The organism is Lonsdalea iberica (genome assembly GCF_002111585.1).
Taxonomy (GTDB): domain Bacteria; phylum Pseudomonadota; class Gammaproteobacteria; order Enterobacterales; family Enterobacteriaceae; genus Lonsdalea; species Lonsdalea iberica.
The window spans coordinates 1-20,354 of sequence record NZ_LUTP01000013.1 but is presented as its reverse complement, the minus strand read 5'-3'; the positions used below and the strand labels follow the sequence as shown (position 1 = coordinate 20,354).

Sequence of the window (20,354 nt, the reverse complement as noted above, 5' to 3'; positions counted from 1 at the left end):
GAGTGCGGACGCCCCAAACTGCGAGGCATCCGGAAAGATCAATCTACTAGCTCCAGCCCAGGCAGGCGGCGCCAGTAGCCATTGCACTCCCTTTCTTGATGCAGCGGCAGCGGCCGCGTGCCGTGTTCGTTAGCGCGGAACTGCTCGAGTACCTCCAGCGTCTCTAGTCCCAGCGGCGAGAGCCGGATGATATCCACGAGACCCTCCATGGAGGTCAGCTCGTTGCCGAGGTTGTAGCAATACCCGCTCTGGGTCTGAATACCGTTGAGCACGAATACCTGCTGATTTTCTTGCGACATCACCTTACGGCCCTGAGGATAATGAATGCAGCAGGTTTCACACTCATCCTTGGGGCGATTTTCGGAGCGCGCGGTAAAACACCGGGCAGAGTAGGCCAGCGGCAGATGACCGTAGCTCAGCACTTCGACGTCGAACTTATCGCGGAAGCCGAGTTCGTCGCACTGGTTGAGCAGATGCTGTAGCCAGTCGCGTGATAACTCAACCGGCATACACCAGCGGACCATCCCTTGTTTGTGCAACAGCCTCAGCGTATAGGCGTTGTAGCAGTTAAGTGCATGCCCGGCGACAAACGGCAGGTGGTGCTCTTCTGCCATGTTGACGGCGCCGAGATCGTTAGCCTCAATCAGAAAGTCGCCGTTTTCGACGTAACGCTTGAGTTCGTTCAACTCTGAGGGCGCTTGCAGCAGCGCCAGCGTGGAAATAACTACCTGTTTGCCGCTGGCGGAAACCTGACGGGCGACTTCCAGCCAGTCATTGACTTTCATGCCACGGCGCTTGCTGCAAACGGTCTCACCGAGATAGACGATATCCGCGCTGCTGGACATGGCCGCCCGATAAAAAGCCTCAATATCTGCTTTGGGCCAGTAGTAAAGGATGGCTCCCAATGCATACTTCATAGTGTTCTCCTGACTACTGCCATTCACGGTGATAAGCGCCCAGCGTGGTTTGAGTCCCTTCGGCGACGGCGCCCAGGGCGTCCATCCATTCTGGGTTAGGGACATAGCGTTCGGGCGATGCCTTGCAGTGGTCGATAGCCTCACGCCACACCCGCGTGACCTGGCTGACATAGGCCGGACTGCGCTGGCGGCCTTCAATTTTCACTGAGGCGATGTTCGCCGCCATTAGCTCCGGCAGCAGCGAGAGCGTGTTCAGGCTGGTCGGTTCTTCCAGCGCGTGGTAGCGCTTGCCGTCCACCAGATAACGACCTTTGCACAACGTGGGATAACCGGCGTTTTCATTATCCTGGTAGCGGTCAATCAGCACATTGTTCAGACGGGATTCCATCCCTTTGTCGGTCTGCTGCCAACGGACAAAACGCGCCGGGGAGCAAGCGCCCACGGTATTGGGCGACTCCCCGGTCAGATAAGAGGAGAGGTAACAACGTCCTTCCGCCATGATGCACAGGCTGCCGAAGGCGAAGACCTCCAGCGGCACCGGGCTGGTGCGAGCAAGCTGTTTGACTTGATGGATAGACAGCACGCGCGGCAGGACGACGCGCGCCACGTCGAAATGTTTTTGATAGAAACGGATAGCCTGTTCGTTTGTGGCCGAGGCCTGCACGGAAACGTGGCGTTCGATATGCGGATAGCGTTCCGCGGCGTATTCCAGTGTCGCCAGGTCAGCCAGGATCAGGACGTCGGCACCGGCGTTTGCGGCGCTATCCACGGCGCGTTGCCAGCGTTGAAAACCGTCTGGATGGGCGAAGGTATTGATGGCGATATGCAGTTTGCGCTTATGTTGATGCACATAGCTGCGGGCTTCCTGCAGTTTTTTATCGTTAAAGTTTAGTCCGGCGAAATGTCGTGCGTTGGTATCATCTTTAAGCCCGATGTACACCGCGTCTGCACCATTATCAATAGCGGCTTTTAGCGCCGGTAAGTTACCGGCAGGGCAAAGCAGTTCCATACCTATTCCTTCACTCATCAAGGCCTTCGTTATATTTAAACGGAGGCGATCAATGATGTTGTCTGATTGATGAAGCAGGTTATCAGTCAATTAAAAATTCTGACGAAAAGGCATCTTAGTTAACCCGCTGTGGCAACACTTTGATTTAAACCAGTATATAGTGTGATGAAATTAATATAGCAGACGCGCGTATTTCGTGATTTGAGCGATAACCGGCTACATTGTTGATGTAAGCCGCTGTCGCGAGTCTGCAATGTGGCAAAATAGTGCAGTATCGTGTCGTCTGTATCGCTTTAGCTTTAGAGGAGTACGCCAGTGCTGGAACAACTACGGGCGCAAATTGTGCGTCAGGGGCCGGGATTTTTGGGCAAACCGTTAGCGTTGACGCCCTTTTCCGTGCAGCGCCGGATATTGGAACAACTGCTGAAGTGGCAGTTCCGTCAGGCGCTGGAAGATGGCGATCTGGAGTTTCTGGAAGATCGCTGGTTGCAGATTGAAGTCCGAGACATGGGACTGCGTTGGTTTATGACGCAGCGAGAGGGGCGCCTGCTGGTTAGTCGCAACGAAATCGCAGAAGTGACTTTCAGCGCTGATGCCAACGATCTGATTCTGATCGCGGCGCGTAAAGAAGATCCCGATACGTTGTTTTTCCAGCGTCGTCTGCGCATCGAAGGGGATACAGAGCTGGGTCTGTACGTGAAGAATCTGATGGATGCCGTTGAGCTGGAAAGCATGCCGACTCCGCTGCGTGTTGCGCTGCTGCAGTTGGCGGACTTTGTCGAGTCGGGACTGCGGGAGGGCGCGGATCAGGCTCCGGCACACGCGCCGGCATCATGCTAATCCGCGTTGAAATCCCTGTCGATGCCCCAGGGATCGATCGCCTCCTTCGACGCTCATTCCCGACGTCGGCTGAGGCTGAACTGGTGCAAGAACTGCGTGAAAACGGCCAACTAACACTGGGTGTGGTGGCGACGGATGACGAAGGCGGCGTGGTGGGCTATGCCGCCTTCAGCCCGGTCAGCATTGAAGGGGAGGATCTTCAGTGGGTCGGACTGTCGCCGCTGGCGATCGATCAGCGTCTGAGAAAGCAAGGTTTGGGCGAGCAACTGGTGTATGAAGGTTTGGATTCGCTCAATGAATTTGGCTACACCGCGGTGGTCGTTTTCGGCGATCCGGCTTACTTTTCCCGTTTTGGCTTTGTCGCGGCGTCGGAACATCAGCTTAGCTGCGGTCGGGAAGACCCTTCATCCACTTTCCAGATCTACCCGCTGGCCGACAATCACTTCCAAGGCGTCAGTGGGAAAGTGGAATTCGCCGACCCATTCAATCGCGTTTAGATTCAGCTAAAAAGCGGGCGATAGACACTGGCTGGTCGCGCACCAGCCGCTCTTTCTGTGCTTTGCTCAGCTGTTTGATGCGATATTCCCACTGCAACGCGACAGAGCGACTGCTCGCCCCACATCTATACACTAATGAGAGTTCGCCCTTTCCGCGCAGCGAGCGGGCGCCTTTGCCCGCCTGATGCTGCGCCAAACGGCGCGCGGTATCTGTGGTGATGCCGGTATACAGCATGCCGCCGGCTGTACGCAGCATATAGACAAACCAGTCTGGTGATGGAGCATCCTGCATCGTTGTGGCTTTCTCGTTCGAAGATAAACTAAAAGGCTATTTTACGGTGTTCTGGATTGAAAGGTGAATGCCTGTCGCTATATGGGTCACGGATGATGATGAATGGCCAATAACATTCATGACGGCAGGAACGTCATCGTCTGTTTATTGCCGCGAGATGGGCGTCCTTTCCATTATTTCATGACAGGAAAAAAAATCTCATGATCGTTTCAGGGATGTTCGACAAAACATCAACGGAGTCATAAGCATTTCGAAGATATAGGGTAAATCAGGCGGAGTTAGAGATATTTTTCTGTCCGTATCCGTCAAAGCGTAAATGCCATTGAGGTTTTCCAATTTACACTTTTCTTTACCGCGTCATGCTGACGAGTCATTATTTTGAACAGCGCGATCAACAATATAATCTTTCGTCCCGACGTATATGAAGAGGCGCAGCGTCAACGTGTTATGCGCAGTTATCCCAAGCGGTATAACTCGTTGTCTGGCTTGAAATGGATGAAGAGGCCGCGTGGTCCTCTTCATCCTATCACTCAATCAAGAGCAGGGGAGGCACTCATCGGCAATACAGCACATCGCCGAATCATCCTTCGGTTTGTTGATCACAAGCCCACTTCTTGCCGCCATAACAGGACCAGCGACAGCGGAGAGCAGCAGTAAACCACAAATAGAAAAAGTCATTTTTTTCACGAATAACATCCTTATTAAAATATTCCGAAAATGGAACGGCTATTAGGTACTGGTAATCTGAATGGGTGTCAAGATTTATGATCGGCGATGCTGGCGGTCATAAATCCCTGGTGTCTTGATATTTCTGTCATCGCGCTTGTGGATATAAATGTGTGCTCAACAGGTCATGTTCCCGGCGGAGGTAAATTATCTGAAAAAAACGCGAGATAACCCCCTTATAAAACCGCCAACACGCGTTTATTTGGTTGCGCAAACAGGCATAGCGAGTCTTCGTTTTGTGGCTTATTGTTATTTCTGGGAAGCGTCAGCACAAATTATTCACGTTACTGTGGTCCAATAGCGGCAGTAGCAAAGCTTCCTTTTTTATCGGTGATGTGATGTTTGCTCCCTTTCAGTAGCTAAACGCTAGGGTCGGGGCGAGGGTCGAGAGGCTTGAAGATCACCGTCGACTTTCAATTGGAGTGGCGATATGACTGAATTAACCGCTGCCGCGCAGCGCGCACTAGGGCTGATGGATCTGACGACCCTGAACGACGACGACACGGACAAAAAAATAAGCGATCTATGTCGGCAGGCTAACAGTCCCGCCGGGCAGACGGCGGCGATCTGTATTTACCCCCGTTTTATTCCGCTGGCGCGCAAGGCGCTGCGCGAACAGGGCTCGCCGGAAATCCGTATCGCGACGGTGACCAATTTTCCCCATGGCAACGATGATATGGCGATAGCGCTGGCGGAAACCCGCGCCGCGATTGCTTACGGCGCCGATGAAGTCGACGTGGTATTTCCTTACCGCGCGATGCTGGCTGGTGAAACACGGCGCGGTTTCGATTGGTGCAAGCCTGCAAGCAGGCGTGCGTAGAACATCAGGTATTACTCAAGGTCATTATCGAAAGCGGTGAGCTTAAAGAGGACGCGCGCATTCGACAGGCCAGCGAAATCGCGATTAACGCAGGTGCCGACTTCATCAAAACGTCGACCGGCAAAGTCCCTGTTAATGCCACCTTGCACAGTGCGGAGGTCATGCTGAACGTGATCAAAGACATGCATGTCGGCGATCGGGTCGGATTCAAAGCGGCCGGCGGCGTGCGCACCGCTGAAGAGGCGGCACGCTATTTGCTGCTGGCAGATAGGATTATGGGCGTGGGCTGGGCGGATGCGCGGCACTTCCGCTTCGGGGCTTCCGGACTGTTAAGCAGCTTGCTGAACACGCTCGGGCGCACTACCGAAACCGCTCGCAGCGATTATTAGTCATCACCGCTGGCCGACGCGGCCGGCGGCACCCCGCTCAGTACAGCGATAAAGTACGGCAGGGCGGGTTGGAGGCGCTACCTTGTTGTTAATCCCTGAAATTATTCGTAAGAAACGTGATGGACACCCGCTCAGCGAGGATGAGATTCGCCACTTCGTTAATGGTATTCGCGACAATACCGTGTCGGAGGGGCAGATTGCGGCGCTGGCGATGACGATCTATTTCCATGATATGACCATGGATGAGCGAGTGGCGCTGACGTTGGCGATGCGCGATTCCGGCACGGTGCTTGACTGGCGATCGCTTAACTTGAACGGACCGCTGGTGGACAAACATTCAACCGGCGGCGTGGGTGACGTTACCTCGCTGATGCTGGGGCCGATGGTGGCCGCCTGCGGCGGCTATGTGCCAATGATTTCCGGCAGGGGGCTCGGGCATACCGGCGGTACGCTCGACAAACTGGAGTCCATTCCCGGTCTGGATATCTACCCTGATGACAATCGCTTTCGTGAGATGATTAAGCAGGTTGGGGTCGCGATCATCGGGCAAACCCATTCACTGGCACCCGCAGATCGGCGCTTCTACGCCACGCGCGACACGACCGCCACCGTAGATACCATCCCGCTTATCACTGCCTCAATTCTGGCGAAAAAACTGGCGGAAGGACTGGATGCGCTGGTGATGGACGTCAAGGTAGGCTCCGGCGCCTTCATGCCGACCTACTCGGCGTCGGAGCAGCTGGCGCGGGCTATCGTCGGCGTCGCCAATCATGCCGGGTGCCGAACCAGCGCGCTGTTGACCGATATGAATCAGGCGCTGGCGTCGAGCGCCGGAAATGCGCTCGAAGTGCGGGAAGCGGTGCGCTTCCTGACCGGCGATCAGCGAAATCCCCGGCTGTTCGAGGTCACGATGGCGCTGTGCGAAGAGATGCTGGTGGCGGGAAACCTGGCCACCTCGGCACCTGATGCCCGGCGTCAGCTCATGGCCGTGCTGGAAAACGGCCGGGCGGCGGAGGTCTTTGGCCGCATGGTCGCCGCACAAGGTGGACCGACAGATTTCGTTGAACATTATGAGCGCTACTTGCTACCCGCCACCCTCAGTAAACCCGTTTTTGCCGAACGCGAAGGGGTGATTGCTTCCATGGACACACGCGCCATAGGTATGGCAGTGGTATCCCTGGGTGGTGGTCGCCTGCGGCCAGATGATACTATTGACCACAGCGTGGGATTGAGCGACATGGTTAGCCTGGGAGAGCAGGTGGATTCTCAGCGTCCACTGGCCATTATTCATGCCAATACCGAAGTGCAATGGCAGCAGGCCGCACAGCAAATTCAGGCAGCGGTGACGGTAAGCGACCGGGCATCGGAGGCGCCCCCGATGATTTATCGCCGGTTGAACATCTCTGATGCCGACGCTGTCGAATAGTGTGTGGAGCATGGCCCCAGAAAAGAACGCAGGAGAGAGTGAAATGAAACGTGCATTTATTATGGTGCTGGATTCGTTTGGCATCGGCAGCGCTGCCGATGCCGAGCGGTTCGGAGACGTCGGCTCGGATACGTTGGGCCACATCGCGCAGGCCTGTGCAGAAGGCCGCGCCGATCAAGGACGTCAGGGACCGCTGTCTTTACCGAATCTGAGCCGCCTGGGTCTGGGCAAGGCGGCGGAAGCATCAACCGGCCGCTTCCCGGCAGGTCTGGATGCACACGCTGACATTATCGGGGCTTATGCCCACGCCAGCGAAATCTCCTCGGGGAAAGATACGCCGTCGGGCCATTGGGAAATCGCGGGCGTCCCCGTCCTGTTTGACTGGGGCTATTTTCACGACACGCAGAACAGTTTTCCTCAGCCGCTGCTTGACCTGCTGGTTGAGCGCGCCAACCTGCCCGGTTATCTCGGCAACTGTCACTCCTCCGGAACGGTGATTCTGGATGAGCTGGGTGAAGAGCACATGAAGACCGGCAAGCCGATTTTCTACACCTCGGCGGATTCGGTATTCCAAATCGCCTGCCATGAAGACACCTACGGGCTGGACAACCTGTACGCGCTATGCGAGATCGCGCGTGAAGCCTTGACCGAGGGCGGCTACAACATTGGCCGCGTGATTGCGCGCCCGTTCGTGGGCGACAAAGCGGGCAACTTCCAGCGGACGGGGAACCGTCACGACCTGGCTGTCGAGCCGCCGGCGCCCACCGTGCTGAAAAAGCTGGTGGATGAGAAAAAAGGCCACGTTGTATCGGTCGGCAAGATTGCCGATATTTACGCCAACGTCGGCATCACCAAAAAGGTCAAAGCAACCGGTCTGGACGCGCTATTTGATGCAACGCTGAAAGAAATGGATGCCGCCGGCGACGAGACAATCGTGTTTACCAACTTTGTCGACTTCGACTCCTCCTATGGCCATCGTCGCGATGTTCCTGGCTATGCCGCCGCGCTGGAGCTGTTTGACCGCCGTTTGCCTGAGCTGATGGCGAAGGTCGGTGAAGGCGATATCCTAATCCTGACGGCGGATCACGGCTGTGATCCCACCTGGCCAGGCACGGATCACACGCGTGAACACGTACCGGTACTGATTTACGGTCCGCGGGTTGAGCCGGGATCGCGCGGTCATCGCACGACCTTCGCGGATATTGGGCAGACGGTGGCAAGCTATTTCGGCGTGTCGCCGATGGACTATGGAACCTCAATGCTGTGAGCCGGTAGGCTGACGGAACAACCACTATTTATGCTGATGAAAAAGGAACAATAAGGATGGCTACGCCTCACATTAATGCTGAAATGGGTGATTTTGCGGACGTGGTACTGATGCCGGGCGATCCGCTGCGCGCAAAATATATCGCCGACACCTTTCTGGAAGACGCGGTGGAAGTGAATAGCGTACGCGGTATGTTGGGCTTCACCGGCACCTATAAAGGCCGTCGTATTTCGGTAATGGGACACGGCATGGGCATCCCGTCCTGCTCTATCTACGCGAAAGAACTGATCACCGAGTTCGGCGTCGAAAAAATTATTCGTGTTGGTTCCTGCGGCGCGGTCAGCGAAGACGTGAAGGTTCGCGATGTGGTGATCGGCATGGGCGCCTGCACCGATTCCAAAGTGAATCGTATGCGTTTCAAGGATCATGATTTTGCGGCGATTGCCGACTATGATCTGCTGCGTCATGCGGTAGATGCGGCCAAGTCTCGTGGCGTCAAAGTCCGCGTTGGTAACCTGTTCTCCGCCGATCTGTTCTATACGCCGGATCCGCAGATGTTCGACGTCATGGAGAAACACGGCGTGCTGGGCGTGGAAATGGAAGCGGCGGGCATCTACGGCGTGGCGGCTGAATTCGGCGCTAAAGCGCTGGCGATTTGCACCGTGTCCGACCATATCCGTACCCAGGAAGTGACCACGGCGGAAGAGCGTCAGACCACTTTCAATGAGATGATTGAAATCGCGCTCGAATCTGTTCTGCTGGGCGACAAAGACTAATCCTGTCCGTCACGAGAGTGGCCCGGTTTCACCGGACCGCACTCTTTCCAGACGCCCCGATCCAGCGGGGCGTCTGTGTTTTATGCCGTACCTTCCTGCCTGCTCCCCATTGATCTCCATTCTTAACCGGGTTATCGCGTGCCTGATTTGCGGCTCGCCAGCGAGATGCCCTCCAGAATAGTGGCAATCCCCGCCAGATGATAAAGATGGATTTTCTCGCCCAGAAACAGCACCGATAAAGCCACGCCGAACACGGGAATCAGATGGATCGTCAGACCAGCTCGCGCCGCGCCGATCAGCGCGACGCCGCGGCCAAACAGCAGGTAGGCGATAAAAGACGGAAAGATCCCCAAGTAGAGGACGGCTGACAGCGTCGTGCGATCCCAAACGGCGCTCGCGCCGCTGTGGATCTCCCATAGCCAGACGGGAAATATGACGATTAGCGAGATAATCACCTGCACGCCCAGCAACCCTAAACGGCTCACCTCTGGCGGGATTTTTTTCAGCCACAGCGTATAAAGCGAGAAGCTGGCCATCGCGCCCAGCAGCATCAGGTCGCCGGACGAAAAGGACAGTGACAGCAACCCCGCCAGATCGCCGTGGAAAATAATGGCCAATACGCCGCAGAAAGAAATCAGCAGGCCTGTCGCCTGCGAGAGCCTCAGGGGCTGACCGTAAAACAGGCCGGCGAACAACATAATTAACACCGGGATACAGGAGTTGAGCAGAAGCGCATTGGTGCCGGAAGTGTGATGCAAGCCGATATAGGTCAGCAGACTGAAGAAAACGATCCCGCTGAGGGATATGGCAACGATACGGCCAGGAAATGCCCGATAGCGCCCGGCATCGCGGCGAATATATTTCCATGCAAAGGGCAGGATGCACGCCAGCGCGATCAGCCAGCGCACCAGAGTCAGCGTCACCGGCGGGACCTCGTTGCGCACCGCGCGCCCGATGATGAAGTTGCCAGCCCACAGTAGCGGCGGGAGGGTCAGAATAATAAAGACGATCAGCCGCGATGGCTGAGCGACCTCAGACGGGGACTGAGACATAGCTTTGTTTCCTGGAGAAAAGCTGCCGGGCATACCTAACGGCAAGGGTGCATGAATGCTGGGATTGGACCGCGAATTACACGATCTTTCCCTGGCGAAGCATGATGATTGATTTGCCGATTATGAAAGCCTGCACGCAGAAAATCTATCGTTGGATGGGGGGTAAGGCGAGACGGTTGACTCGTTGGGGTCAAACGCGGAGGACTGGCGTTGGGCACCGTCGGCCGGATAGCTGGCATCGCTATCCGGCTTCACCAGGTTACGGTTGTGACGCGGGTTGAAGATGGATCTGAGTTTCGAACAGCGGATTAAGCACCGACTGATGCGTGACGGAGAGCACAATGGTGCCCGGCAACTGTCGGCGCAGCCGTTTCATCACCTCAATTGCTGTCTCCTCATCCAACTGACTGGTCGCCTCATCCAGACACAGCAGCGTCGGTTTCATCAGGATCGCCCGGATGAGCGAAAGCCGCTGTTGCTCGCCGCCGGACAGCCGTTGCGCCCAAGGTTCATCAGTATCCAGCTCTGTGCTCAAATGCCCCAGATGCATATCGACCAGCGCGTCTTGCAACACCGTGTCGCTGAACTCTTTTGTTTGCGGATAGGTCAATGCTTGCCGCAGCGTACCCTGTGGCAGATAGGGTTTCTGCGGCAGAAACAGCACGCGTCCAGCTGGCAGATACCAGCGTCCGGTCGTATAAGGCCACAGTCCGGCCAGCGCCCGTAATAGCGTGGTTTTGCCAATCCCGCTGGCGCCTTGCAGGCTACACCACTCGCCCGGTTTCACCCGTGCGGAGCAGGGGGCGAGCAGCGCCCGGCCCTGTGGCCGCAGCACGGTCAACTGGTGAATTTGCAGCGCTTCGCCCTGAGGCATGCGCGTGGTCGCTGGCGGCAGCGCCGCCAACCGCTGTTGCAACTGCCAGAGACGTTCGATCGTGGCGGACCACCGCGCTAACTGGCGATAACTGTCCACGAACCAGCCGAAGGCGTCCAGCACGTAGCCGAAGGCGGTTTTGGCCTGCATGATCGCGCCCAACGAGACCTTATGGGCGAGATACAGCGGCAGCACAGCGAAAACCGGCACGATCAGGCTGAAACGAAAATAGCTGACCGTAAAGCTTTCCAATCGAAACTCTTGCCCCATCAGACGGTAGCCGGTGGCGAGCACGGCGCGGAAACGATCGCGAAGCCGCCTGTTTTCGATGGCATCACCCTGATAAAAAGCAATTTGTTCGCTATGGCTGTTGACCCGGATCAGGCTGGCGCGATAGTCGGCCTCGACCTTCTGCATCTGATGGTTGGTGCGATGCAGGGGAAAGCCGAGTGCGTGGGTAAGAATGCTGCCGACTAGGGCGTAGATCAGCGCAATCCACACCAGATAACCGTGGATCGTGACGGTATGCCCGCCGATCGTGAATGTCTGTACCCCGGAAATGCCCCACAGGATGGCGATAAAGGACAGCAGGCCGACCACGTTTTTCAGCAGCGATAGCAGCAGTTCCAGACTTTGCTCGCATAGCAGGCGGATATCTTCGGCAATACGTTGGTCCGGGTTATCCGGCGTGCCCGAGGGATCCTGTTGCAGTCGATAATGCGCGTGATCCCGTAGCCACTGTGTTTCGTAGTGTTGGGTCATCATGTCGCGCCAACGCAAGATCAGCGCTTTTTTCAGCCAGTTGCCGCTGATAATCACCAGGACGAACAGCGCGGTATACCCAAGATAGCGCCAAATCAGATCGGCCACCGAAGCGTGCTGGAAGAAGTCCGCCAGCGCATCGTAAAAGTCCTTGCTCCAGTTGTTGTAGAGCACGCTGATGCCCACGACGGACAGCGTCAGCGCAATCACGACCAGCAATAGCAGCCACAAGACGATGGCCTGCGCCGATAACCACAGCGGCGCGACCAGTTGATAAAAGCGCTTAAGCGTCTGCATGGCGTAGCACGTTAAAAGAGTGAGTCATCAAGGTCATCAGAAGTCCCACTTCGCCGTCAGCATGAAGTTACGCGGATCGCCGTAGTAGTTGTTCCCGTTGATAATGCGGTTATTCAGTGTCCGGTAATACTCTTTATTCGTCAGGTTGTTGCCCACCAGGTTAAAGCTGAGGTGCTTGTTGTACTGATAGCTGACGTTGGCGTTATACAGCGTGTAACCGCCTTGATGGATATCGTAGTTGGAACTGGTGTCGGTTTGCGCGGTCATCCCAACGCCGACGCTCCACTGGTTGAGGCGGCCTGGCAGCGTGTAGCTGCTGTACAGTTTGAACATATGCTGCGGCGTATAGCGGTTGTAAGTCTGCCCTTTTTCGCCCTCTTCGCCTTCAAGGTATTTGGTGTTGGTCAGCGTGTAGCCTGCGAATAGCTGCCATCCTTCCGCCAGCTTGCCTGAGGCTTCCAGTTCTACCCCCTGACTGCGTACTTTACCTTGTGAACGATAGCAGTACTCGCTGGTGAGGCAGTTAGTGTCCTCCACGGCGCGATTCGCTTGAATGATGCGATAGAGCGCGACAGACGTGTTCAGATCACCGTCGAAGAACTCGCCCTTGATCCCCGTTTCGTAGTTTTTCCCTGTCACCGCAGGCAGCATATTACCTGAGCGATCAATATCTTCCTGAGGTTTGAATATATCGCTGTAGCTGGCATACCAGGTGTAATGATCGCTGAAGTCCCACAGCAGCCCCCCGAAGGGGATCAGTTTGTCGCGTACCTTGTAACCGCTGCTGTGATTGGTGACGTCAGTAGTACGATTCGTGGAGTACATGTCATAGCTGTAGGCGCTATAGCGGCTGCCCAGAATGAGCTTCCAGCGATCCGCCAACTCCAGTCGGGTCGTGGCGAACAATGCACGTTGGTAGAGGTTATAGCGATAGCGATTGGTGTAGTCCGGCCATTCAGGCTCGGCCAGTTCGCTGGCGTTCCAGCGGTAAATATTGACCGCGTCGTTTTTAAGGATTCGACCATAGAGGTTGTCAAAGTTTTCTTTCTGATACTCGCCGCCGATCACCAGTTCGTGGGAGCGGCCCAGCAATTCGAAAGGTCCTTTTAGATTGAGGTTATAGCTCCATTGGTCGGACTGATTATCACGCTGGAGGGCGTTATTGAGTTTCGGCGATACGCTGCCGTAGATCCCGATAGTTTTGCTTGTTGCCTCGGCGTGTGTGTAATTCAGTGTGCTTTTCAGCGCCCAATCATTTTCGAATTTATGCTCAAATTCGATGAAGGGATTGATTTTATCAAACTCGATGCGGTTCCAGCTCGCGCCGAGGAACGTCGAGTGTGAAAGACCGAGACTGCTGCCGTCGCTGCTCATCGGGATGCCGTACAGATCGGGCACCGTATGGGTTTTCTGCCAATTGACGCCGGTCGTCAGTGTCGTATCCGGGGTGATATCCCAGGCTAGCGTCCCATATAGCACGCTGCGGTCGCTATCGACATAGTCCACCGAACTTTGCTTGTCCTGATAAACGCCGACAAAGCGCCCGCGTAAAGTGGCATCGTCGTTCAGAGGACCGGAAACGTCGATTTCATTGCGATAATTGTCCCAGGAACCCGCGCCCGCGCTGACGTAACCCTGAAAGTTGTAAGTGGCTTTTTACGCACCAGGTTAACGGTGCCGCCCGGTTCTCCATTGCCTTGCGTCAGGCCGGAAGCGCCGCGCAAGACCTCGACGTGATCGTAGATCGCCAGATCGGGCGATTCGGAGGCCGCCTCGGAATATCCCATGCCAGATACGCTGTTCTGGGAGGAGGAATTTGCACCGTCTTCTTTGATGTTGTCCATCGTGAAGCCACGTGACTGAAATTGCACCTGATAGGAACTATTATTCACCACATTAACGCCAGTGGTTTGGCCCATGGCTTCATCCAGCGAGGTCATGTGCTGCGCGTTCATCCGTTGGCGGGTGACCACGCTGACCGACTGGGGCGTTTCTCTTGGCGAAAGGGCCAATTCTGTCGCCGTACTCATACTGCGAGTGGTGTAGGAACCGGTGCCTTCCGTCATCCCCTGATGGTTCACCTGCGCCACGACGACCAATTCGTCCTCTGTCGGCGTTTTTTGCAGCAGGAAGCTGCCGTCCGCCTGTTTCACCGCCTGCAGACCGTGGCTTTGCAGCAGCGTCGTCAGACCGTTCTCCACGCCATAATCGCCGTTCAGGGCGGAGCCGTTCAGACCTTGGGTCAGCGCAGCATCGGCCGCGAGATCGATGCCGGACTGGCGCGCGAACTGATTAAGCTGTTCGCTTAGCGAACCCGCGGCAATGGCATAGTGCTGCACGGCGGCGTTTTCCGCCGCATTGGCAGGCGCAGTAGGTAGAACGAGAGCCGGTGAGCCCAGAACAACAAGACGGGCGGCCAGAGCCAACGGCCGGAGAGCGCGAGGTGGTGCGGTGAATAACATAGGAATAGCCTTTAATACCCAGAGTCAAAAGAAATAAAACCTGTTTTTATACTGAATCGAACGAGCGGTTAAAAAGGGAACCAAAACGGAAGCGATCGCTAAACTTTTTTTTCTACCGTCACCCACCAGGACAAACGTCGATGAATGCGGATCGGCAGCGCCCGGGACATCATATCCAGCGCCTTGTCGGTGTCGTCCAGCGGGAAGGTTCCCACCAGCCGGAGCGCGGCGATATCCGGATCGCAAGACAAATAGCCGCGTCTGTAGCGCGACAGACGGGCGATCACTTCGCCAAGCGGGGTATCGTCGGCGCTTAATTTACCCCGTCGCCAGTCGGCATCGACGCTGTCCAAACGATCGAGCGTTCCCAGACCGTCGGCGGTGAAACGCCATTGCTGACCAGCGTTGACGCGGCGCGCGGCGCCGTCTTGTCGGGGCGTGACGGCGACGATGCCGTCGTAGACGTTGAGCTGCGTGCTCTCGTCCTGCTGGCAGACGCTGAAGCGTGTGCCCAGCGCCTGCATCCTGCCTTGTTCGCTGACGACCATAAAAGGCCGCAGGGGGTCAGGCGCGGTGGCGATGAATATCTGGCCAGCGCGCAGAATCAACTGCCGCTCCGCTGCCGTATAGCGAATATCCATGGCGCTGGCGGTATCCAGCCAAATACGCGAACCATCGGTCAGCGTCATGGATTTAATCTCACCAGCACGGTGCGATTGTCGGCGGTCATCGCCAGCAGCGACTCGCGCAGCGGGGTATAGCGGTAGCCCAACCAGGACAACAGCGCGCCGGACGTCAGCAGCGCCGTCAGCTTGAGCGCTCGGCGGCGGCTGACGCGCGGCGAGCGCAGGAGAGCCTCCGCGCTCGGCTGGTGCAGTTCGCCCCGCAGCGGCTGAAAGCGCTGGCTAATTGTCTGCACGTAGATCCAGGCTTCCCGATGCTCGGCGCTTTCATCCAGCCACCTCTGCCAGCGTTGGCGCAGCTCACTGTGCTCCCCGTCCTCCTCCAATAATTGCGCATACCAGTCCGCCGCCTCTTGCAGAGACTCGAAGCCGGGCTTGGGCGGCGGGGAAGGGGAGAAGGGCATGGGGAATCGACCTGACTGACTCAGCTGCGCCGGGGCGGCGGCGCGGCGGCGGCGTCTGTTTCGAGAAGAATGCAGTGCAGCATGGCCTGCGCCATATACTTTTTCACCATACGTTCAGACACATGCAGCACGGAGGCGATTTGCGCGTAGGTCATCCCCTGAATTTGCGACATCACGAATGCCGAACGCGTTTTTTCAGGGAGATGGCGTAGCATGCTGTCCACTTGAAACAGTGTTTCCAGCACGATGGAGTGCTGTTCGGCCGACAGGGAGGCGTCCGACGCATGATGCTGCAAGGACTCCAGCCAGGCTTGTTCCAACGCCTTGCGTCGCCAGAGGTCGACGCACATCCCCTGCGCCATGACGCTCAAATAAGCGCGGGTGCCGTGGTGACTGTCGAACTCGCGGGGCTTCATCAGTAACTGCAGAAAAACCTCCTGCGCCAGATCGGATGCGTCGCACCGGTTTCCCAGGCGTTTACGCAGCAGGCTCTGCAACCAGCCGTGGTGCTGCTGGTAGAGCTGGCAAAAATCGGGCGAGGTCGGTACGTTAACCGCAGACATAATGAATATCGAGTTCCTTCAGTCCCTGAATATAAAAAGAGGCCGGCATTCTAATTGAGAATAATTTCCATTTCAATTTTTATGCCAAGATGGGAAGAATTCGCTACTCGCCCGCCAGAAAGTGTCTGACAGCGATTATCCCAGCGGCAGGGCCATCATGATGGCGTCTTCGCGACCTTCTGCCGAGGGATAGTAATTCCGCCTGATGGAAACCTCATTAAAACCCAAAAACTCATATAACGCGATAGCGCGTTGATTCGACGCGCGAACTTCGAGCCACAGCGTCAGAATGCCGCGTTGCTCCATCTCGGCGATCAGGTGTTCCATCAGCGCCCGACCGTAGCCGCGACGCTGATGCTCGGGATGCACCGCAATGTTGAACAGCGTGGCTTCATCCAGCACGATCTGCGTTATCGCGAAGGCGACCATCTGCTCGCCATGGCTCAGTTTCAGGTTGAAATAGCGTTCGCCCTGGTTGCTGAGAAAGGTTTTTTCCGTCCACGGAAAGGCGTGGCTCAGGCGCTCAATCTGAAAGGCGGTCGTCAGATCGGCGGAGGTCAGGGTAGAGATCGTGTTCATATTGACAAATTTGCCGCCACAGCGCGCGCTTGGCGTCCGGGTTATGGTCAAGCTCGGACAACGCCGGGCTGGTAAGCTGCACGCCTTGCGGCGGCTGCATGGGAGTGGCGCCCAGCCACCAGGCCGGGCAATCGCGGGTGTCCGGCAACATTTCCACCTGCTGCGGCAGCAGGCTATAGATCTGTTCGGGGGTCAATTGCAGACTTCTGAGCACATCCTGCAATAGCGGTTCATCGATCGCAGGGAGCGGATCGGCGACGATCAGCAGGCGTACTGTCGACGGCAAGCTGATGGCGATTTCGCCCTTCAGCGCGGCGGGGCGGCGCAATGTCCACTGCGTCATGCCCAATTGCTGTAGCAGCCTGTCCCGATGTGATGTCATGCCTTACCTTGTCCGGAGCGCGAGTATGCGCCGCTATGCTAGCAAACCCATCGAACATGCGGCAACAAACCTCTATAATCGTCGCTCAGTTAATTGAGGAGTTTGAAGCCTGATGTCCGCATTTACCCCCGCCAGTGAAGTGATACTGCGTCACAGCGATGATTTTTCCACCCGCCGAGTGCTGTTTGCCGGTGATTTGCAAGATACCTTGCCCGCCCAGTTTGAGGCGGAAGACGTCCGCGTGCACACGATGCAGTACCACCACTGGCAGCAGTTGAACCGGACGATGGGCGATGCGGCACATTTCGCCCTGCTGGCCGATGCTGACATGGTAGCGGGCTGTGACACCCTGATTTACTACTGGCCGAAAAGCAAACAGGAAGCCCAGTTCCAGCTGACCAACCTGCTGTCGTTGTTGCCCGTCGGCTGCGACATTTTCGTGGTGGGCGAGAACCGCAGCGGCGTACGCAGCGCGGAGACGCTGCTGGCGGACCTGACGGCGCTGACCAAAATCGACAGTGCGCGTCGCTGTGGTTTGTATCACGGCCGTCTGGAACAGACGCCGGCCTTTGATCTGGCGCGCTGGTGGCATGAATATGATGTTGACGGCGTACCGGTATGTACGTTGCCGGGCGTGTTTAGCCGCGATGGGCTGGATAACGGCAGCCAGCTCCTGCTCGGCACGCTGGAACCGCATTCGAAAGGCAAAGTACTGGATATCGCCTGCGGCGCGGGCGTTTTGGCCGTAGCGTTTGCCCAGCGCGCGCCGAAAATCCGTCTGACGCTGAGTGATGTGAACGCGGCTGCGCTGGAAGCGAGCCGGGCGACGCTGGCGCGTAACGAGCTGGAAGGCGCCGTCATCGCCAGTAACGTCTACTCGGATGTTGCCGGTCGTTTCGACATGATTATTTCCAACCCGCCCTTCCACGACGGGATGCAAACCAGCCTGCACGCGGCGGAAGCGCTCATCCGCGGCGCGGCGGCGCATCTGAACATCGGCGGCAAATTGCGTATCGTCGCCAACGCCTTCCTGCCCTATCCGGCGTTGTTGGATGAAACGTTCGGCAGCCACGAAGTGCTGGCGCAAAACGGCCGTTTCCGAGTGTATCAATCGGTTATGGGACGCGGCGCCAAATCCAAATCGCGCGCTTAAATCGGCATGATTCCCCTGCGGCAAAAAGCCGCGGGGGTTGGACTGCGGATGCAGAGAGTCAGTCGTTATTGATGGTATTCATACCTTCCACGCCATAGCGCTCGCCCGCGGCGGCCTGTAGCGGAAACAGGGTGTCGATGGCGGCCAGTTCCGCGGCGGTCAATGTCACATCCAACGCGCCGACGTTCTCCTCCAGATAGCGGCGTTGTTTGGTGCCGGGGATCGGTACGATATGTTCCCCTTGCGCCAGCACCCAAGCCAGCGCCAGCTGCGCGGGCGTCACGCCTTTTCCCTTCGCCAATGTCTCCACATGTTCGACCAGACGCAGGTTGCGGGTGAAGTTATCTGCCTGAAAACGCGGATTTTTGAGACGAAAATCGTCGTTAGCCAACGTCTTCAAATCACGGATTGCGCCGGTCAGGAAACCGCGCCCCAACGGGCTATAGGGCACGAAACCGACGCCTAGCGTGCGGCAGGTCGGCAGAATGTCCGTTTCGACATCCCGCGTCCATAGCGAATATTCGCTTTGCAGCGCGGTGATAGGATGAACGCGGTACGCGCGCTCGAGTGTGGTGGCGGAAGCTTCGCTCAATCCGATAAAGCGAATCTTGCCCTCTTTTACGAGATCAGCCATCGCGCCGACGGTGTCTTCAATCGGCACTGTGGGATCGACCCGGTGTTGATAGTAAAGATCGATCGTCTCGACCCCAAGCCGCTTCAGGCTGCCTTCCACCGACTGACGTATATACTCCGGTCTGCCGCAGATCCCGCGTTCGTCCATATTGAGGGCATCGCGCACGATCCCGAACTTGGTCGCCAGAAAGACGCGGTCGCGTTTACCCTTGATCGCTTTTCCCACCAGTAGCTCATTGGTATACGGCCCATACATGTCGGCGGTATCCAGCAGCGTGATGCCCAGTTCAAGCGAGCGGTGCAGGGTGGCAAGGGACTCGTCGGCATCCTGATGGGTGGAATAAAAATCGCTCATGCCCATACAGCCTAGTCCCAGTGCGGAAACCTGCGGCCCCTTAGGCCCTAATGTTCTCTGTTGCATGCTGACGTCCTCGGTAGAGAAGAAGAATGCCAGTGTGGTTGTTTGCTTGATGAAGATAAATCACGCATTTCATGCAACACTGTTTGTAAATGTCAAACAATCCTGCGGGCGGGGTCATGGATCACATACAGGCGATGCGCGTGTTCGTCCGCATCGTAGAAACGGAAAACTTCAGCCGCACGGCCGAGAGTTTGGGGCTGCCACGAGCGACGGTAAGCCAGACGATGAAACGACTGGAGTTGCGGTTGGGCGTCCGGTTAGCCGAGCGGACAACGCGTCAGGTTCGCATTACGGATGAAGGGCGGCTTTATTATCAACGCTGCACGCAGCTGTTAGCGGCTTTCGATGAAAGCGATGCTATGTTCACCCAACAGCGGAAGCAGCCCAGCGGGCAGGTGCGCATCGATATGCCGCACTCGATGGCCCGTAACTTGGTTATTCCTGCGCTTCCGGCGTTTTATCGTCAGTATCCGGGCATCCGGCTGGTGCTAAGCGCCAACGATGCGGCGATTAACGTCCAGCGCGAGGGGGTGGATTGCGTCGTGCGGGCATGGCAGCTTGAGGATGATTCGCTCTCCGCCCGTCAACTGCCGTCTCTGCCGCAGCTTTCCTGCGCCTCCGTGGATTACTGTGCTGCGCACGGCATTCCGGCCTCTCTGGCCGAGCTGGCTGGTCACCGGATGGTGGGCTATTTTTCTTTGCGCAATCTGCATCGCTATCCCCTCGAGTTCGTACAGGAAGGGCAGTTGCTTACGCACAGTCTGCCCACATGGGTGGACATCAGCGGGGTAGATGCGTATATCGCCGCCGCTCAGGCCGGTTTGGGGATTATTCAGGGCCGAGTATAAGTCTTCGACCGCTTATTGAACGGGGATCTCTGGTGGAGATTCTGCCGGACCTGCCGCCTCCGCCCATGCCGCTTTACATCATATTCCCGGCCGGACGCTTCCTGGCCCCGCGGATTCAGGTGGTCGTAGACTGGTTGCAGGCCTGTATTGCGCCTGCTCCGGTTGATTAACCGCCGCTTTTTGCAGCAAACCCACGCGCGTAGGGGAAATAATCATTGACCTCGGCCGTAAAATCTCTAGAATTCGCCTCCGTGGTGACATTGCGTGACGTTATGTCCCTGG

General features: G+C 56.8%; 19 protein-coding genes and 3 pseudogenes. 8 read left to right on the top strand and 14 right to left on the bottom strand.

Annotation, left to right across the window (positions count from 1 at the left end; all coding sequences use genetic code 11):
* Positions 1-38 precede the first annotated feature (38 nt).
* Both AU511_RS06965 and ubiU read right to left on the bottom strand, forming a co-directional pair.
* On the bottom strand, positions 39-917 hold the full coding sequence (locus AU511_RS06965; protein ID WP_094100674.1) for a U32 family peptidase: 879 nt from the start codon (positions 915-917) through the stop codon (positions 39-41).
* A gap of 13 nt (positions 918-930) precedes the next feature.
* Positions 931-1,926 carry a ubiquinone anaerobic biosynthesis protein UbiU gene (gene ubiU, locus AU511_RS06960; RefSeq protein WP_094100675.1) on the bottom strand — a complete coding sequence of 332 codons (996 nt, stop codon included), beginning with the start codon at positions 1,924-1,926 and terminating at the stop codon, positions 931-933.
* Between the two features lie 315 nt (positions 1,927-2,241).
* Here ubiU and ubiT point away from each other — a divergent pair, with 315 nt between their 5' ends.
* Both ubiT and AU511_RS06950 read left to right on the top strand, forming a co-directional pair.
* Positions 2,242-2,766, top strand: coding sequence for a ubiquinone anaerobic biosynthesis accessory factor UbiT (gene ubiT / locus AU511_RS06955; protein ID WP_026739651.1), 525 nt, complete (start codon positions 2,242-2,244; stop codon positions 2,764-2,766).
* A complete protein-coding gene (locus AU511_RS06950) occupies positions 2,760-3,263 on the top strand; it encodes a GNAT family N-acetyltransferase (protein ID WP_094100676.1) in 504 nt (167 codons plus the stop codon). The genes ubiT and AU511_RS06950 overlap by 7 nt, the downstream gene beginning before the upstream one ends.
* Here AU511_RS06950 and AU511_RS06945 read toward each other — a convergent pair.
* Both AU511_RS06945 and AU511_RS17420 read right to left on the bottom strand, forming a co-directional pair.
* On the bottom strand, positions 3,250-3,555 hold the full coding sequence (locus AU511_RS06945; RefSeq protein WP_094100677.1) for a GIY-YIG nuclease family protein: 306 nt from the start codon (positions 3,553-3,555) through the stop codon (positions 3,250-3,252). The two genes, AU511_RS06950 and AU511_RS06945, sit on opposite strands and share 14 nt — an antisense overlap.
* Positions 3,556-4,089: 534 nt before the next feature.
* Positions 4,090-4,242 (bottom strand): hypothetical protein, encoded by a 153-nt coding sequence (locus AU511_RS17420; protein WP_167372006.1) that lies wholly within the window; start codon positions 4,240-4,242, stop codon positions 4,090-4,092.
* A gap of 469 nt (positions 4,243-4,711) precedes the next feature.
* Between AU511_RS17420 and deoC the strand changes: the two are divergent.
* From deoC to deoD, 4 genes and pseudogenes are all read left to right on the top strand, one after another.
* Positions 4,712-5,490, top strand: a pseudogene (deoC, locus tag AU511_RS06940) (deoxyribose-phosphate aldolase).
* 82 nt (positions 5,491-5,572) lie between these two features.
* Positions 5,573-6,916, top strand: coding sequence for a thymidine phosphorylase (gene deoA / locus AU511_RS06935; protein ID WP_094109219.1), 1,344 nt, complete (start codon positions 5,573-5,575; stop codon positions 6,914-6,916).
* A gap of 43 nt (positions 6,917-6,959) precedes the next feature.
* Positions 6,960-8,183, top strand: coding sequence for a phosphopentomutase (gene deoB, locus AU511_RS06930; RefSeq protein ID WP_094109218.1), 1,224 nt, complete (start codon positions 6,960-6,962; stop codon positions 8,181-8,183).
* Positions 8,184-8,239: 56 nt separating this feature from the next.
* Entirely contained in the window at positions 8,240-8,959 is a 720-nt protein-coding gene (gene deoD / locus AU511_RS06925) for a purine-nucleoside phosphorylase (RefSeq protein WP_094109217.1), read from the top strand.
* Between the two features lie 131 nt (positions 8,960-9,090).
* Here deoD and AU511_RS06920 read toward each other — a convergent pair whose 3' ends face one another.
* The 9 genes and pseudogenes from AU511_RS06920 to AU511_RS06890 all read right to left on the bottom strand — a co-directional run bounded on the left by AU511_RS06920 (position 9,091) and on the right by AU511_RS06890 (position 17,017).
* Positions 9,091-10,011, bottom strand: a complete 921-nt coding sequence (locus tag AU511_RS06920) for a DMT family transporter (RefSeq protein WP_100059651.1) — start codon at positions 10,009-10,011, stop codon at positions 9,091-9,093.
* 259 nt (positions 10,012-10,270) lie between these two features.
* A complete protein-coding gene (locus AU511_RS06915) occupies positions 10,271-11,944 on the bottom strand; it encodes an ABC transporter ATP-binding protein/permease (protein WP_094109215.1) in 1,674 nt (557 codons plus the stop codon).
* Between the two features lie 36 nt (positions 11,945-11,980).
* Positions 11,981-13,537, bottom strand: a pseudogene (locus AU511_RS17700) (TonB-dependent siderophore receptor); the annotation flags it as partial.
* Entirely contained in the window at positions 13,510-13,884 is a 375-nt protein-coding gene (locus tag AU511_RS17915; RefSeq protein ID WP_338037540.1) for a TonB-dependent receptor plug domain-containing protein, read from the bottom strand. The gene AU511_RS17915 and the pseudogene AU511_RS17700, both read right to left, overlap by 28 nt.
* Before the next feature lie 620 nt (positions 13,885-14,504).
* On the bottom strand, positions 14,505-15,095 hold the full coding sequence (locus tag AU511_RS17690) for a FecR domain-containing protein (RefSeq protein WP_240503784.1): 591 nt from the start codon (positions 15,093-15,095) through the stop codon (positions 14,505-14,507).
* On the bottom strand, positions 15,092-15,493 hold the full coding sequence (locus AU511_RS17685; RefSeq protein WP_240503783.1) for a DUF4880 domain-containing protein: 402 nt from the start codon (positions 15,491-15,493) through the stop codon (positions 15,092-15,094). Before AU511_RS17685 ends, AU511_RS17690 begins: the two co-directional genes overlap by 4 nt.
* Positions 15,494-15,513: 20 nt before the next feature.
* Positions 15,514-16,056 (bottom strand): sigma-70 family RNA polymerase sigma factor, encoded by a 543-nt coding sequence (locus AU511_RS06900; protein WP_094109214.1) that lies wholly within the window; start codon positions 16,054-16,056, stop codon positions 15,514-15,516.
* A 135-nt stretch (positions 16,057-16,191) separates the two neighbouring features.
* The gene (gene rimI, locus AU511_RS06895; RefSeq protein ID WP_094109213.1) at positions 16,192-16,635 is read right to left on the bottom strand and encodes a ribosomal protein S18-alanine N-acetyltransferase; all 444 of its coding nucleotides are present in this window, start codon (positions 16,633-16,635) and stop codon (positions 16,192-16,194) included.
* A complete protein-coding gene (locus tag AU511_RS06890) occupies positions 16,580-17,017 on the bottom strand; it encodes a DNA polymerase III subunit psi (protein WP_094109212.1) in 438 nt (145 codons plus the stop codon). The genes rimI and AU511_RS06890 overlap by 56 nt, the downstream gene beginning before the upstream one ends.
* Positions 17,018-17,129: 112 nt before the next feature.
* Between AU511_RS06890 and rsmC the strand changes: the two genes are divergently transcribed.
* A complete protein-coding gene (rsmC, locus tag AU511_RS06885) occupies positions 17,130-18,170 on the top strand; it encodes a 16S rRNA (guanine(1207)-N(2))-methyltransferase RsmC (RefSeq protein ID WP_094109211.1) in 1,041 nt (346 codons plus the stop codon).
* A gap of 58 nt (positions 18,171-18,228) precedes the next feature.
* Here rsmC and AU511_RS06880 read toward each other — a convergent pair whose 3' ends face one another.
* Positions 18,229-19,224: an aldo/keto reductase gene (locus tag AU511_RS06880; RefSeq protein WP_094109210.1), complete on the bottom strand. Its 996-nt coding sequence runs from the start codon at positions 19,222-19,224 to the stop codon at positions 18,229-18,231.
* A gap of 116 nt (positions 19,225-19,340) precedes the next feature.
* Here AU511_RS06880 and AU511_RS06875 point away from each other — a divergent pair.
* Positions 19,341-20,242, top strand: a pseudogene (locus AU511_RS06875) (LysR family transcriptional regulator).
* Positions 20,243-20,354: the final 112 nt, after the last annotated feature.

What these genes read in the sequence shown, in the direction of transcription:
- AU511_RS17685 (WP_240503783.1), bottom strand. Translation starts at nt 15,493, where the DNA reads ATGCCCTTCTCCCCTTCCCCGCCGCCCAAGCCCGGCTTCGAGTCTCTG.
- AU511_RS17915 (WP_338037540.1), bottom strand. Translation starts at nt 13,884, where the DNA reads ATGACCTCGCTGGATGAAGCCATGGGCCAAACCACTGGCGTTAATGTG.
- AU511_RS06950 (WP_094100676.1), top strand. Translation starts at nt 2,760, where the DNA reads ATGCTAATCCGCGTTGAAATCCCTGTCGATGCCCCAGGGATCGATCGC.
- AU511_RS06890 (WP_094109212.1), bottom strand. Translation starts at nt 17,017, where the DNA reads ATGACATCACATCGGGACAGGCTGCTACAGCAATTGGGCATGACGCAG.
- AU511_RS06900 (WP_094109214.1), bottom strand. Translation starts at nt 16,056, where the DNA reads ATGTCTGCGGTTAACGTACCGACCTCGCCCGATTTTTGCCAGCTCTAC.
- AU511_RS06915 (WP_094109215.1), bottom strand. Translation starts at nt 11,944, where the DNA reads ATGCAGACGCTTAAGCGCTTTTATCAACTGGTCGCGCCGCTGTGGTTA.
- deoD (WP_094109217.1), top strand. Translation starts at nt 8,240, where the DNA reads ATGGCTACGCCTCACATTAATGCTGAAATGGGTGATTTTGCGGACGTG.
- AU511_RS06920 (WP_100059651.1), bottom strand. Translation starts at nt 10,011, where the DNA reads ATGTCTCAGTCCCCGTCTGAGGTCGCTCAGCCATCGCGGCTGATCGTC.
- rsmC (WP_094109211.1), top strand. Translation starts at nt 17,130, where the DNA reads ATGTCCGCATTTACCCCCGCCAGTGAAGTGATACTGCGTCACAGCGAT.
- deoB (WP_094109218.1), top strand. Translation starts at nt 6,960, where the DNA reads ATGAAACGTGCATTTATTATGGTGCTGGATTCGTTTGGCATCGGCAGC.
- AU511_RS06880 (WP_094109210.1), bottom strand. Translation starts at nt 19,224, where the DNA reads ATGCAACAGAGAACATTAGGGCCTAAGGGGCCGCAGGTTTCCGCACTG.
- ubiU (WP_094100675.1), bottom strand. Translation starts at nt 1,926, where the DNA reads ATGGAACTGCTTTGCCCTGCCGGTAACTTACCGGCGCTAAAAGCCGCT.
- AU511_RS17690 (WP_240503784.1), bottom strand. Translation starts at nt 15,095, where the DNA reads ATGACGCTGACCGATGGTTCGCGTATTTGGCTGGATACCGCCAGCGCC.
- rimI (WP_094109213.1), bottom strand. Translation starts at nt 16,635, where the DNA reads ATGAACACGATCTCTACCCTGACCTCCGCCGATCTGACGACCGCCTTT.
- AU511_RS06945 (WP_094100677.1), bottom strand. Translation starts at nt 3,555, where the DNA reads ATGCAGGATGCTCCATCACCAGACTGGTTTGTCTATATGCTGCGTACA.
- AU511_RS06965 (WP_094100674.1), bottom strand. Translation starts at nt 917, where the DNA reads ATGAAGTATGCATTGGGAGCCATCCTTTACTACTGGCCCAAAGCAGAT.